The organism is Paraburkholderia tagetis, assembly GCF_022213065.1.
Taxonomy (GTDB): domain Bacteria; phylum Pseudomonadota; class Gammaproteobacteria; order Burkholderiales; family Burkholderiaceae; genus Paraburkholderia; species Paraburkholderia tagetis.
In genome coordinates this window covers 53,703-68,558 of record NZ_JAKLJA010000011.1, presented here as the reverse complement: position 1 = coordinate 68,558, position 14,856 = coordinate 53,703, and the positions used below count along the sequence as shown (strand labels likewise).

9 protein-coding genes are annotated in these 14,856 nt (G+C 68.5%); 6 read left to right on the top strand and 3 right to left on the bottom strand.

From position 1 onward, the window contains the following. The first annotated feature begins 69 nt into the window (after positions 1-69). Genes glgX through treY form a run of 4 tightly spaced genes read left to right on the top strand, consistent with a single transcriptional unit; the run spans position 70 to position 9,719 of the window. Positions 70-2,373, top strand: a complete 2,304-nt coding sequence (glgX, locus tag L5014_RS15600; RefSeq protein WP_238464632.1) for a glycogen debranching protein GlgX — start codon at positions 70-72, stop codon at positions 2,371-2,373. 13 nt (positions 2,374-2,386) lie between these two features. Next, positions 2,387-4,309 (top strand): malto-oligosyltrehalose trehalohydrolase, encoded by a 1,923-nt coding sequence (gene treZ, locus L5014_RS15595; protein WP_238464631.1) that lies wholly within the window; start codon positions 2,387-2,389, stop codon positions 4,307-4,309. Continuing rightward, complete coding sequence (gene malQ, locus L5014_RS15590; RefSeq protein ID WP_238464630.1) at positions 4,306-6,726, top strand: 4-alpha-glucanotransferase; 2,421 nt, start codon at positions 4,306-4,308, stop codon at positions 6,724-6,726. The genes treZ and malQ overlap by 4 nt, the downstream gene beginning before the upstream one ends. Further along, on the top strand, positions 6,723-9,719 hold the full coding sequence (gene treY, locus L5014_RS15585) for a malto-oligosyltrehalose synthase (RefSeq protein WP_238464629.1): 2,997 nt from the start codon (positions 6,723-6,725) through the stop codon (positions 9,717-9,719). Before malQ ends, treY begins: the two co-directional genes overlap by 4 nt. A gap of 40 nt (positions 9,720-9,759) precedes the next feature. Here the strand turns inward: treY and L5014_RS15580 are convergent, their stop codons facing one another. Next, positions 9,760-11,229: a hemolysin family protein gene (locus tag L5014_RS15580; protein ID WP_238464628.1), complete on the bottom strand. Its 1,470-nt coding sequence runs from the start codon at positions 11,227-11,229 to the stop codon at positions 9,760-9,762. A gap of 179 nt (positions 11,230-11,408) precedes the next feature. Then, entirely contained in the window at positions 11,409-12,236 is an 828-nt protein-coding gene (locus L5014_RS15575) for a sensor histidine kinase (RefSeq protein ID WP_238464627.1), read from the bottom strand. A 231-nt stretch (positions 12,237-12,467) separates the two neighbouring features. On the opposite strand from L5014_RS15575, the gene L5014_RS15570 reads away from it, so the two are divergent. Beyond that, positions 12,468-12,809, top strand: a complete 342-nt coding sequence (locus tag L5014_RS15570) for an FKBP-type peptidyl-prolyl cis-trans isomerase (protein WP_238464626.1) — start codon at positions 12,468-12,470, stop codon at positions 12,807-12,809. 57 nt (positions 12,810-12,866) lie between these two features. Then, the gene (locus L5014_RS15565; RefSeq protein ID WP_238464625.1) at positions 12,867-13,700 is read left to right on the top strand and encodes a helix-turn-helix domain-containing protein; all 834 of its coding nucleotides are present in this window, start codon (positions 12,867-12,869) and stop codon (positions 13,698-13,700) included. A gap of 102 nt (positions 13,701-13,802) precedes the next feature. On the opposite strand, the gene L5014_RS15560 is transcribed toward L5014_RS15565, so the two are convergent. Beyond that, positions 13,803-14,735, bottom strand: a complete 933-nt coding sequence (locus L5014_RS15560) for an MOSC domain-containing protein (RefSeq protein ID WP_238464624.1) — start codon at positions 14,733-14,735, stop codon at positions 13,803-13,805. Positions 14,736-14,856: the final 121 nt, after the last annotated feature.

Genomic DNA, 14,856 nt, shown 5'->3' with positions numbered 1-14,856 from the left:
TGCAATGAGCGCGCCGGAAAACCATCAGGAATACGATGCAATACAAAAATCAGGAGAAGGAGCATCGCCATGGCTAACGGCCTGCCCGAGCGGCTGCTGCCCGGCGCGCCCTACCCGCTTGGCGCGACCTGGGACGGACTCGGCACCAACTTCGCGGTGTTCTCGGCCCACGCCTGGCGCATCGAGCTATGCCTGTTCGACCCGACCGGGCGCAAGGAGCGCACGCGCTACACGCTGCCCGAATGCACCGACGAAGTCTGGCACGGCTATCTGCCTGGCGCCCATCCCGGCACGGTTTATGGATTGCGCGCGCACGGCCCCTATCAGCCGCAGCACGGCCACCGCTTCAACCCGTACAAGCTGCTGCTCGACCCCTATGCGAAGCGGCTCATCGGCCAGTTCCGCTGGTCGGACACGTTGTTCGGCTACCGCGTGCATTCGAATCGCGCCGACCTCTCGCTCGACCGCCGCGACTCGGCGCCGGCCATGCCCAAGGCCGTGGTCAGCCACGACGCCTTCGACTGGTCGCGCGACGTGCGGCCCAACACGCCTTGGGACCAGACCGTCATCTACGAAACGCATGTGCGCGGCGTTTCGATGATGCGCCACGATCTGCGCTCGCATACGCGCGGCACCTTTGCCTCACTGGCCGCGCCGCGCTTCATCGAGCATCTTCACAAGCTGGGCGTGACCGCCGTCGAGCTGCTGCCGGTGCATGCGCTGCTCACCGAGCGCTTTCTCTTCGAGCGCGGCCTGCGCAACTACTGGGGCTACAACACGGCGGCGTACTTCGCGCCCGAACCCTCGTATCTCTCGGGCTACGACACCGACGAAATGCGCATCGCCGTGCGCCAACTCCACGCGGCCGGCATCGAAGTGTTCCTCGACGTGGTCTACAACCACACGTGCGAAGGCAGCGAAGTCGGACCGACGGTCTCGTGGCGCGGACTCGACAACGCGAGCTACTACCGCTGCGTGCCCGGCGACGAACGGTATCTCATCAACGACACCGGCTGCGGCAACACGCTCAATCTCACGCATCCGCGCGTACTGCAAATGGTGGCCGACTCGCTGCGCTACTGGGTCGGCTCTTACGGCATCGACGGCTTTCGCTTCGACCTCGGCGTCTCGCTCGGACGCGAGGCGCACGGCTTCGATCCCGCCAGCGGCTTTTTCGACGTGCTGCGCCAGGACCCCGTGCTCTCGCAGGTCAAGCTCATCTCCGAGCCGTGGGACGTTGGGCCGGGCGGCTATCAGCCCGGTAATCATCCGCCGGGCTTCGCCGAATGGAACGACCGCTTTCGCGACAGCGTGCGGCGCTACTGGCGCGGCGATGCTGGTCAGCGCGCCGATCTCGCCGCGCGCCTCACGGGCTCCGCCGATCTCTTCGACAAACGCACGCGCCGCCCTTGGGCCTCGCTGAATTTCGTGACTTCGCACGACGGCTTCACGCTGGCCGATCTCGTTGCGTACGAACACAAGCATAACGAAGCAAATGGCGAAGACAACCGCGACGGCCACAATGAGAACTGGAGCGCGAACTGGGGCGCCGAAGGCCCGAGCGACGATCCCGCGATCCTCGACACGCGCGCCCGGGTCGCGCGCTCGATGCTCGCGACGCTCTTCGTCGCGCTCGGCACGCCCATGCTGCTCGCCGGCGACGAGGCCGGCCACACCCAGCTCGGCAACAACAACGCCTACTGCCAGGACAACGAGATGTCATGGCTCGACTGGGCGTTTGCCGCCACGCCGCAAAGCGAGGCGATGACCGCGTTCGTCGCGCGCGCGATCGCGCTGCGCCGGGACCACCCGCTGCTGCGGCAGACGCATTTTCTGTTCGGCGACCGCGATGTGCTGCCGGGCGTGCACGACGTGGACTGGTTCGACGAACACGGCGAGCCGCTCTCGCCCGAGGCGTGGCACGACCCCGAGGCGCGCGCTTTCGCGGTGCGGCGCGCGGGGCCAGGACTCGACGGCGAAATCGAAGTATTGTTGATGATGCTGAACGCTTCGGCGCACGCGGTGGCGTTCACGGCTGCCGCGCCGAACTTCGCGTGGTCCGTGCTGCTCGACAGCGCGCACCCCGAGGATCCGCCGCGTAGCTTGCCCGAGATGCGCCTGGAAGTCCCCGCTCACGCGCTCGTGGTATTGGGCGCGCGGCCCGCGCGCCACGGCGAGCCCGGCGCGCCGCCAACCGCGGCGAAAGGTCAGGAAAAAGACGTCACGCAAGGAACAACGCAGGACGCAACCCAGGCCCCGGCCCAAAACGCCGAGGCGCCGCCGCCCGACCCGCGCCAGCGGAGCGCAGCACCCGGGAATGCTGATATCGGCACCGACAACCACGCTGACAACGGCGCAGACGACGACCGCTGAACAGGAAATGGCCATGGCCCCGTTTTCGCATGATCCGCACGTCCGCCATTACATGCATTGCCTGCCGTTCGGCGCGCAGTTGACGGGCGCCGCGCATGCGCAGCCGCACACACGCTTTCGCTTCTGGGCGCCCTCGTGCGGCGCGGTGCAGGTGGTGTTCGAAAGCGACGCCGGCGATGGCGATGGCAATAGCCCGCTCGCGCCGATCGACATGACACCCACCGGCAATGGCTGGTACGAGGCCCAGGCGCAATGCGGCCCGGGCACGCTGTACCGCTATCGTGTGGGCGACGGGCTACTCGTACCCGACCCCGCTTCGCGCTTTCAGCCCCAAGGCGTGCACGGGCCGAGCGAAGTGCTCGACGCGCGCGGCTACGCCTGGCACCACCCGCACTGGCGCGGGCGCCCATGGGAAGACACCGTGCTTTATGAGCTGCACGTAGGCGCGCTGGGCGGCTATCGCGGCGTCATGAAGCGTCTGCCCGCGCTCGCCGGGATCGGCATCACGGCCATCGAGCTGATGCCGCTGAACGACTACCCGGGCGAGCGCGGCTGGGGCTACGACGTGGTGCTGCCCTATGCGCCGCACGCGGCCTACGGCACGCCCGACGAACTCAAGACGCTCGTCGATACGGCGCACGCCCTGGGCCTTCAGGTGTTCCTCGACGTGGTCTACAACCACTTCGGCCCGGACGGCAACTGGCTCGGCCACTACGCGAAGCCGTTTTTCAAGGCGGGCAAGCGCACGCCCTGGGGCGACGCGCTCGATTTCGAGCGTCCCGAGGTGCGCGACTTCTACAGCGACAACGCGCTCTACTGGCTCACCGAATACCGCTTCGACGGCCTGCGCATCGACGCGGCGCACGCCATCGACAACCCCGAGTGGCTGCGCGAGCTGGCCGATCACGTGCATGCGCGCGTGGAGCCCGAGCGCCATGTGCATCTCGTGCTGGAAAACGAGCACAACGAAGCAAATTTGCTGGAAACGCACTTCGATGCGCAATGGAACGACGACGCGCATCATGCGCTGCACGTCATGCTGACCGGCGAATCGGAGGGCTACTACCGCGCCTTCGCCGACGACCCGATCCGCAAGCTCGCGCGCGTGCTGGGCGAAGGCTTCGCGTACCAGGGCGACCCTTCGCCGGTGCATGCGGGCAAACCGCGCGGCGAGCCGAGCGCGCATCTGCCGCCCACTTCGTTCGTGATGTTCCTGCAGAACCACGACCAGATCGGCAACCGCGCGATGGGCGAACGCCTGCGCGCACTCAGCGACGACGGCGCCCTGCGCGCGGCCACGGCGCTGCTGCTGCTTTCGCCGCAAATTCCGCTGCTTTTCATGGAAGAAGAATACGGCTCGACGCAGCCGTTCCAGTTCTTCACCGCCTTCGAAGGCGAGCTGGCCGATGCGGTGCGCGAAGGGCGCCGCAAGGAATTCGCGGCATTCGCCGCGTTCAGTGACGCGGCACGGCGCGCGCAGATTCCCGATCCGAACGATCTGCAAACGTTCGTGAATTCGTCGCCGCCGACGGAGGCGCCGCTCGACGACGAACGGCGCGCCTGGATGCACTTCCACCAGTCCGCGCTCGCGGTGCGCGCGCATCTTCTGATGCCGCGCCTGCGCGATGCGCGGCCGCTCGGCGCGACCGTGCTCACCGACGACAACGGCAACGTCCAGAATGCGCTGGTCGCGCGCTGGCGTCTCGCCGACGGCGAGACCTGGACGATCGCGCTGAACCTGGGCCACGACGGCGTAAAACTCGATTCGCAACCCGCCGGCATGGTCGTCTTCGAAACACCCGAGCGCGCGCGCGATTTCACCGACAACGGCGTGCTGCCCGAAAGCTCATGCGTGGCGTGGCTCACCGGCGAAGTGCCCGAGTACGCGCTGCATCACAACGCATGCGTGGTGCGGCGCGAGGAGCCGCTCGCATGAGCACCGCGCGCCGCAGCGAGACGCTCGCAACCCTCGCGCAACGCGCGGGCTTCGAGGTCGAGTGGACCGACACGCGCGGCGTCACGCAGCGTGTGCCCGACAGCACGCTCGCTGCATTGCTCGAATGCGCGGGCCTGCCCTGCGCGAACGTCACGCAAATGCGGCACAGCACTTCGGCGCTGAACGCGGAGCAGTCGTCGCGGCGCCTGCCGCCGCTCATCACCGCCGAATACGACAGCGCGATCGAGTTGCCGTCTTCGGCGGTGCGCACGGGCAGCCACTATCGCATCGATCTGGAAAACGGCGAGCATATCGAGGGCCGCTTCACCGCGCCGCGAGACTCGCCCGCGCTGCTCGCACCGCTCTCCGAGCCCGGCTATCACACGCTCACCGTTCACGATCATCGCCTGACGATCGCCGTCGCGCCGCCGCGCTGCCACACCATCGCCGATGCCTGGCGCGCCCGGCACGGCAACGACGCCAACCCGAGCGGTGCGCAATCACGCGTGCCGCCGCTCTGGGGCATTGCCGCGCAATTGTACGGACTCCGACGCAATGGCGATGGCGGCATCGGCGATTACAGCGCGCTCGCCACGCTCGCCACGCAAAGCGCAAGGCACGGGGCTCATGCGCTCGCGGTCAGCCCCACGCATGCGATGTTCAGCGCCGAGCCGGGCCACTTCAGCCCGTACTCGCCTTCCTCGCGGCTCTGGCTCAACGTCGCGCACATCGATCCGGCCGCCGTGTTCGGCGCGCAGGCTGCGCACGAAGCCAGCGTCGCGGCGCAGACCGGCGACACCGCGCGCGAGCTGGAAGCCCTGCCGCTGATCGATTGGACGCGCGCGCTGCCACTCAAGCTCGCGGTGCTGCGCGTGCTCTTCGATCGTTTCGACAGCACGGAGCGCACCCGTCATTCGCCGCGCGCCGAGGCGTTCGATGCGTTCTGCGCGCGCGGCGGTGAAGCGCTCGAAGACCACGCGCGCTTCGAGGCGCTTCAGGCCGCCATGCTCAAAGAGTCCGGCGGCGCTCGCCACTGGCGGGACTGGCCCGAGCCCCTGCGCGACCCGCGCAGCGCGGAAGTCGCGCGCTTCGCCACGACGCACCGGCGCGAAGTGGACTTTCACCGCTTCCTGCAATGGCTCGCGGCAGAAGGCCTCGCGCGCGCGCAACACGAGGCGCGCGAGGCCGGCATGGCGATCGGCCTCGTCGCGGATCTCGCGGTGGGCTGCGACGGCGCGGGCTCGCAGGCATGGGCGCAGCCCGACGACATGCTGCAACGCGTCTCGGTTGGCGCGCCGCCCGACCTCTTCAATCAGGCGGGGCAAAGCTGGGGGCTCACCACGTTTTCGCCGCGCGCGATGCACAACACCGGCTTTCGCGCATTCATCGACATGCTGCGCGCCGCGTTCATGCACGCGGGCGGCGTGCGCATCGACCACATCCTCGGCCTGCGGCGTTTGTGGCTCGTGCCCGAAGGCAAAAGCGCAAAACACGGTGCGTATCTGCGCTATCCGTTCGACGATCTCGTGCGGCTCATCGCGCTCGAGTCGTGGCGGCACCGCGCCATTGTGATCGGCGAAGATCTCGGCACCGTGCCGCCGGGCTTGCGCGAGCGGCTCGCCGCGCACGGATTCTACGGCATCCGCGTGCTGTGGTTCGAGCGCAAGGGCAGCGCGTTCCTCGCGCCCGCGCGCTACGACGCGAACTGCGTGGCCGCCACCACGACGCACGATCTGCCGACCGTCGCGGGCTGGTGGAACGGCACCGACATCGACTGGCGCCACCGCATCGGCCAGACGCTGGCGCGCGAGGACGGGCGCGACCCCGTCGCGCTCGAGCACACCCAGCGCGCCACCGACCGCGCGGCGCTCTGGCGCGCGCTGCAGGACACCGGCTTCGCACCGCGCGACGCCGCCGAGGCGCCGTCCGCGCCGTCACCTGTGCCTTCACCTGTGTTGTCGCCTGCGCCGTCGCCAGCGCCAGCGCCCGATACAGCGCCAGTGGAAGGCGCGCTCGGCTACGTGGCGGCCAGCGCGAGCCCGCTCGTGACCTGCCCGCTCGAAGACCTGCTCGGTCTCGCCGATCAACCGAATCTGCCGGGCTCGATCGACGAGCACCCGAACTGGCGCCGGCGTCTGCCGCTGCCCGTCGACGCCCTGTTCGCCGATCCCGCGTTCGCCGCGCGCATCCAGACCGTCGTGCGTGCGCGCACACGGGCCGATGAAGCCGCGAAGGCCGCAAGCGACGCAACAAACGGCGACGATGCCAGCGATTCTGGACACTCCGGCAACTCGGGTAACTCCGGTAACTCCGGCAGTTCCGGCGGCTCCAGCGATTCCGGTGGCTCCAGCGATTCCGGCGGCCCCGCCAGCCCGGGCGATGCGCTGGCCGCGCCCTTCGTTCGTACCGTGCCATGACACGCCCGCGCGCCACGCTGCGCTTGCAGCTTCACCATGACTTCACGTTCGACGACGCGCTGGCGCAGCTCGATTACTTCGCCGCGCTCGGCGTGAGCCATCTCTATCTTTCGCCCATCACGACCGCGCAACCCGGTTCGATGCACGGCTACGACACGGTCGACTACGGCGTGGTGAGCGAGGAGCGGGGCGGCGAAGCGGCGCTGCGGCGCCTCGCCAACGCGCTGCACGCGCGCGACATGGGCCTCATCGTGGACCTGGTGCCCAACCACATGGGCGTGGGCGGCGCACACAACGCGTGGTGGCTCGACATTCTCGAATGGGGGCGCCACAGCGCGTTCGCGCGTCACTTCGACGTCGACTGGCATTCGCCCGACCCGGTGCTGCGCGGCAAGGTGCTGATGCCGTTTCTCGGCGCGCAATACGGCGACGAGCTTGCTTCGGGCCGCATCGCGCTGAAGTTCGACGCCGCGCTCGCACGCTTTTTCGTGCAATACGGGCCGCACGTCTGCCCGATCTGCCCGACCGATTACGCGGCGCTGCTGCAGTTGGCCAATCATGCGGATCTCGACGCGCTCGCCAAGTCGTTCCAGGGCCTCACCACGCAGCCCGACGACCAGGCGCGCGCCGCCGCCGCGCGCGATGCGCTGCGCACGTTCGTCGAGCGCGAGGGCACCGCCGCCATCGACGCCGTTCTGCAAGCGCACTCGGGTGTCAATCCCGTTACGCGCGAACGCCTGCATCGACTTCTGGAGCGCCAGCACTTCCGGCTCGCGTGGTGGCGCACCGCCACTGACGAAGTGAACTGGCGGCGCTTCTTCGACATCAGCGCGCTCGCGGGCGTGCGCGTCGAGCGCCACGACGTGTTCGAGGCCGTGCACAAACTCGTACTGCGCCTCTACGCCGATGGCGTGATCGACGGCCTGCGCATCGACCATATCGACGGGCTCGCCGACCCGCGCGAATATTGCGAGCGGCTGCGCCAGCGGCTAATTTCGTTGCGCGCGCATCCATCTTATATCGTCGTCGAGAAAATTCTCGCGCGCGGTGAGACGCTGCGCGACGACTGGCCCGTGCAAGGCACGACCGGCTATGACTTCATGAACGACGTGGGCGCCCTGCTGCACGACCCCGCGGGCGCCGCGCCGCTCGCGCAGACCTGGACTGCGCTCTCGGGGCAGGACGCCTCCTTCGCGGACGTGGCGCTCGACGCGCGCCGCGAGGTGCTGGCCGCGCAACTGGCGGCGGAACTCGATCACGCGGCGCGCGCGCTGCACCGCATCGCGCGCGAGCAACCCGCCACGCGCGACTTTACCTACGCAAGCGTGCACCGCGTAGTGGCGCAGCTTGCGATGCACTTTCCGGTCTATCGCATCTATCCGGCCAACGGTCTGCGCAGCGCCGAGGACAACCGCTATTTCGATCTCGCGCTGCAAGCGGCTCGCGAGGCGCTGCCGCGCGCGAGCCTTGCCGCACTCGATCAGGTCGATGCGTGGCTTGGCGCACGCGCGCCGGACTCCGGGAGCGGCAACGGCGCGAAGCCCTCGCGCGCGGCTCAGGGCGCTCACGCCACACAAGCCGCCCAAGCCGCCCAGGCCACGCAAGCCGCTCAAACAAGCGGGCACGCCAGCCCATCAGGCACCACGCCCGCCACCGCTTCCGGCACGAGCGCGGCCAGACACACTGCACAAAACCCGCCTGCCACGCCACTGAGCCATGCGCTCATCGCGCAGCGCACGGCACTCACGCTCTTCTCGCAACTCACCGCGCCGCTCGCGGCCAAGGCCAGCGAGGACACGGCGCTCTACCGCTACGGCAGACTGCTGTCGCGCAACGAAGTGGGCGCGGACCCGGACGACTTCGCACGCAGCGCGAAGGACTTCCATGCGTCGAATGCGCTGCGCCAGCGCCGCTTCCCCTGTGCCTTGCTCGCCACGGCCACGCACGACCACAAGCGCGGCGAAGACGCGCGCGCGCGGCTCGCGGTGCTCAGCGAAATCGCGCCCGAATGGAGCGCGACACTGCGCGCATGGTCCACCCTGAACCAGCCGCAGCGGCGCAACGACACGGCGCCTTCGCCGGCATCGTCAGGGGCTGTGGCGGGACCCGGACAATGGGCACCCGGCCCGATGGCCGAAGCCACGCTCTATCAAACGCTGGTGGGCTGCTGGCCGCCCGATCTCGACGTCGGCGACGAAGCGCGCGTGCGCGAGCTGGCCGAACGCGTCGCGCAATGGCAATTGAAGGCGCTGCGCGAGGCGAAGCTGCGCACCAACTGGCTCTCGCCCGACGAAGCCTACGAATCGGACTGCCAGGCATTTCTCCTCGACATCCTCGCACCGCAGCGACGCGACGGTTTCCTCCAGGCGCTCACGGCCTTCGTGGCGCGCATCGCGCCGGCTGGCGCCGTCAATACGCTGCTGCAAACCGTGCTGCGCCTGACCTCGCCCGGCGTGCCCGATCTCTACCAAGGCACGGAGCTATGGGATTTCAGCCTCGTCGATCCCGACAACCGCAGGCCCGTGGATTTTGCGTTGCGCGCGGCGGCGCTCGATAACGGCGCACCGGCCGCCAAGCTTGCCCACTGGCGCGACGCGCACGTGAAGCAGGCCGTCATTGCGCGCCTGCTGGCGCTGCGCGCTCGCGCGCCGGAGTTGCTGCGCGAGGGCGAGTACTGGCCGCTGGAAGTGCGCGGCGTGCAGGCCGCGCACGCGATTGCCTTTGCACGCCGGCACGGCGATACGTGGGCTGTCGTGATCGGCACGCGGCATGCGGCGGCATTGCTGGATGGCGATCTTCCGCTCGTCGAGCCCGCGCGCTGGGACGATACGGCAGTGGTGCTGCCAAACGGGTGTCCGGCAGTGGATCTGCACGACTGGCTGAGTGATGCAATCCGCAATGCAACGCGGCACGATCAGGACAACGTGCTGTATCTGCGCGACGTATTGAGCGCATTGCCCGTCGCGGTGCTGTCGAATCTCGCGCCGGCTTGAAGCGCGTTCATCGGGCGGCGCGCGAGCCCGCTCAACTCGCTCAACCGCCCTCGTCCTCCAGATCCTTCGGGTACACGCGCACGAGCACGATGCGCGGCCCCTTCATCCTCTTGACGACGATGTCGAAGCGATCGAACTCGACGCGCTGCCCCTCCGTGGGCAGATCGTTGAGCGCATGAATCACGAGGCCGCCCACCGACTCCGCCCGCCCTTCGTCGATATCGATGCCGAGCGCCTGCTCCAGCGACACCACCGGCAGACTGCCGCGGCCCATCAGCGTGCCGTCGTCCATGCGGGTCCAGTCGGTATCGGCCTGATGGAATTCATCGTGAATCTGGCCCACCAGCGCGCCGAGCAGATTGTCGAGTGTGAGAAAACCGCCCGGCCGCATACCCTTGCGCCCGACCAGCGCGAAGTGCGGCGCGCCCTTGCGAAAGCGCCGGAACAATGCGAGTGCGGACGTCTCGGGCTTCACGTATTGCACGGGACGCACGAACTTGCCGAGGTCGTCGAGCACGTGGCCCGCCTCGCGCGCGAGCAGCAGATCCTTCAGATGGATGAGCCCCGCCACGCGCTCGCCCGAGGCATCCTCGAAGAGCGGATAACGGCTGAAGCGATGGCGCGCGACGATCTGCATGTTCTCCCCGAGCGACAGGTCGCGGCGCAGGCCCACCATCTCGTGCGCGGGGCGCATGAGGTCCGAGACGCTCAGGCGCGAGAAGTCCAGCGAATGCGCGAGTGCGTTCCATTCGTCGGCGCTGTACGTACTTCCCGTAGTTGCTGCATTTGCGGTGCTTACCGCGATCGCGCCACGACCGGCAGCACTATTGGCGCGCACCGCACTACCCAACGCAGCGCGGCCCTTCGCGAGCGCACGCGCATCGGTTTGCGCGCGTGCCTCGGCCTGCGCCTGTGCCTGCGCCGCAGCGCGGCGGCTGCGCAGGATCAGCTTGAGCTCCTCGGTCGAGTAATGGGCCTCGGTGCCATGCTCCGCCGACAGACCCGCCAGCCTCAGCACGGCATTCGCGCTCGAATTGAGCGCCCAGATGGCCGGATACATCGTCCAGTAAAAACCGTACAGCGGCGCAGCAGCCCATAGCGAGATTTTCTCGGCCTCGCGAATCGCGAGCGACTTGGGCGCGAGCTCGCCCACCACGATATGCAGGAACGAGATCACGGTAAAAGCGAACGCGAGCGAGATGCCGTGGATCACCTCCGGCGAGCGCACGCCCAGGAGATCGAAAACCGGTTCGAGCAACTGCGCGAAGGCCGGCTCGCCGATCCAGCCAAGGCCGAGCGAAGCGAGCGTGATGCCGAGCTGGCACGCGGAAAGATAGGCGTCGAGTTGTCCGTGAACCTTGGCGAGCAAGCGCCCGCGAAAACCGTGCTGCGTCGCCAGGCTTTGCACGCGCGTTGCGCGCAGCTTGACGAGACCGAACTCCGCCGCGACGAAGAAGCCGTTGAGGGCAACGAGCAACAGCGCGCCGACGAGAGCGATAAGCTGAATCAAGACAGGGGGCTCCGGAAAACGAAGCGCTCAGTATAAGGGCGAAAGACCCTTGTAAGACGTGGATAGGCCGGACGGATTACCCACCCGGCGTAGCTTGCCCGCGTGGCGCTCGTCGCGCATGCAGCCCGGGTGCGGCAGGGAGTCAATTTGTGCGCGGCTTCGCCCCGCGCGCAAATCGTTCAGATGCTGGAACCGGAGCCGGCCCCGCCAATCGTTCCGCTATTCGCCCCGCCAATCACCCCGCCAATCACCCCGTTAGCCGGCACGTTCAGCGTGAGCGAAGCCGCCTCGCCCTCCACGAGCGGCCGCGCCTCGAAGCGCCCGCCGTGCGCCTCGGCCACGCGCTGGCACAACGCGAGCACCCACGCGTAACGGCCCGCCTCCTGCGGCTCGCGCGCCTGTGCCCGAGCGAATGGTTCGAACAGGTGCGGCAGCGCCTCGTCGGCAAGCGCCGCCTGGCTCGCCTGCCAGTGCACCTCGAATTGCACGGCCGTGGCCGCGACGCTCACCTCGAGCGAGACCGTCGCGCCCGCCACGCTCGCCTCGGTGGCGAATGCGAGCATGAGCCAGAGCGCCTGGCCGATGCGCTCGCGCGCGGCGTCGAGCGTCGCGCCGGTGGGCGTACCCTGCACGACGAGGCACACGCCGCGCGCATCGGCGAGCCCGCGGCGCACCTCGTCAACGGTCTCGCCGACGAGCGCATCGAGGGCGAACGGCGCGCGCTCGATGTACAGCTTGCGTGTTTCGGCGCGCGTCGTATCGACGAGCGTTTCGAGCAGATGCACCTGTTGCTCGACGCCCGTGCGGATGCCCTCGAGCGCGCGCTGCGCGGAGGCGTCGGTGCCCTCGATCTTGCGCTCGAGCACATAGGCCCAGCTATGGATTGCGTTTAGCGGGCTGCGCAAATCGTGCGAGACGCGCGAAAGCACATGGTCGCGCATGAACAACGCGGCTTCGGCGCACAGGCGTGCCGTGCGTTCGGTCGGGGTAGGGGCTGTGGACGCCATCGAATTCCTCTTCTTTCGCCCACCTGGGGCGGGCCGGCCCAATTATAGGCAGCGGCGCCCATCGTGGTGGCGCCGTGGTGGCACGCGCACGCGCCGTGCCCGCGCAGCACGGGCAAAGCACAGGCGATACACCGGCGAAGCACAGGCGAGGCGCGCTCGGGCTGCGCGCCTCGCGCGGCCTGCAAAGCGCCTACAATGACGCTTTTCCCCTTTCCGATTCAGGAGCATTCCATGTCGATCACGACCACCGCATCCGGCCTCAAGTACGAAGACCTGACCGAAGGCAGCGGCGCCGAGGCAAAGGCCGGCCAGACGGTCAGCGTGCACTACACCGGCTGGCTGACGGACGGCCAGAAGTTCGATTCGAGCAAGGACCGCAACGACCCGTTCGCCTTCGTGCTGGGCGGCGGAATGGTCATCAAGGGCTGGGACGAAGGCGTGCAGGGCATGAAGGTGGGCGGCGTGCGCAAGCTCACGATCCCGCCGCAACTCGGCTACGGCGCGCGCGGCGCGGGCGGCGTGATTCCGCCGAACGCCACGCTCGTGTTCGAAGTGGAACTGCTCGCCGTCTAAGCATCGCGGCGCGCGTGTGGCGCCGATGCGCCGCACGCGCCCCATGCGTCGTTCGCCATGAATTCGCATCGCACCATTCCCGTCACCGCGCCCGTTGCCGCGCCCGGCATCGCGTTGCGCTGCTATGGCGCGATCGAGGAAACCGACGTGCACGATTTTCATCAGATCGTGCTGGGACTCGACGGCGAGATGGTGATGACGGTGGACGGTGTCGGCGAGCGCATCGACCCGAGCTCGGCCTGGCTGATTCCGGCCGGCGCGCGGCACGACTATGCGGGCGTCGGCGAAAATCGCCAGCTCGTGCTGGACTTGCCCGCCGCCGCGCTCGCGGTGCCCGAGCGGCTCTTCGACACGGCGCGCGCCGTGCGCATCGCCCCCGCGCTCGCGCAACTCGTGCGCGAGATCGCGCAGCGTGGCCAACGCGCCTTGCTCGCCGCGCCGGCCCCCGGCGCGAGCGAGCGCGCCGAGATGCACACACGGCGCTTTCATTGGGACGCTTCGACGCAGTTATGCGCGGCCGTGCTCGCGCAAGCGGGCATCGCCGGCAGCGACGCCTTCGAAGCCGCAGCGGGCCTCGACTTCGCCCGCATCGACCGCTGGCTGCGCGCACATCTGGCGCAGCCGCTGCGCATCGCCGATCTGGCCGCACATTGCGGCTTCGGCATGCGGCGCTTTCATCAGCTCTTTATCGAAGCGTTCGGCGAAACGCCGCATCGCTATCTGCAGCGCTTGCGTCTGGACACCTCGCTCGCGCTGCTCGCGGATCCCCGCCTCTCGCTCACGCATATCGCCCTCGAAGTGGGCTTCGGCGACCAGAGCGCTTTCACGCATGCGTTTACGCGGCGCTTCGGGCTCGCACCCGGGCAGTGGCGCGCGTTGCCTTCGCACTGAACGTCAACCAGGCGTTAACTGTCGCGCGGGCTCGTGCGGCTGTTTTACGCGACCGTATTCATGCGACGGTATCCACCACGGCTGTGCCCACGCGCTGCGTCGTCATTCCTCGAAGCGGTATTCCCACTGCGCCTGCGCGCCCACCGCGAGACACTCGCCCGCGCCCGCGACGACCATCGCGTTCTGGCCGAACGTAAGCCCGCCATCCACGCGCGGATCGGCACGGAACGCCGCGAGCGTGTCGAGCGGCTCGGCAGGCCACTCGCCGTCGCGCTCGCCCGTGCGCTGATCGATCGTCGTGATCGGGCAGCGCGCGCACGGCTTGGTGAATCGCAGCACCACCTCGCGCGTGCCGCTTTCACCCTCTTTCCCCTCCTCACTCGCGATCGACAGCGTGTCGATGAAATCCTCGTCGAACGCATCGCCGCCATCCACGACGATGTTCGGGCGAAAGCGGCTCATCGGCACCGGCGGCGCGCCCTTCGCCGCGAGGCGCGCGTTCAGCTCCGCCAGCGACGCTTCGCTCGTGACGAGCAGCGGGAAGCCGTCGGCGAATTGCGTGGGCACGTCCTCGTCGTTTGTCCACTGCTTGCTCGCGAGCCGCGTGACGTCCTGTGCGAAACGCACGAGGCGCAGCGGCACGCCGAGCGCCTGCGAAAACCATTGCGCCGCCTCGTCGCCTTCGTCGAGCGCCTCGAACGTATCCTTCCAGACCGTGGCCCGCACGCGCGCCTCGTTGCCGCGCGGCGCGAACGGCAGGAACAGCGGCTTGTCGACCGGCATGTCCACGACCGGCATGTCCACGACCGGCATGTCCGCGCCCGTCATCGTGAGACGCACGCCGTGCTCGACGAACGCGGGCACGATGCGCGCCATCGCTGCGATTTCGCGCTGCGAGACGAAGCGGCCCGATGCGTCCACCACCATCCAGTGACGGTCCCATTGCAGCCCCTTCGCTTCGAGTCGCGCGCGATCGAGTGCGATCGCGCCACAAGACTTCACGGGATAGACGAACAACGCACGAACGATGGCCATGGCGAACTCGCGAACAAGGAAAATGAATTGGGCCGGGGTTCGGGCCGCTTTGAAGCAAGCACCCGAACCCCGGCCCACGATCATACCGTCACTGCGTTGTGCGGCTTATTGCGCGGCTTGA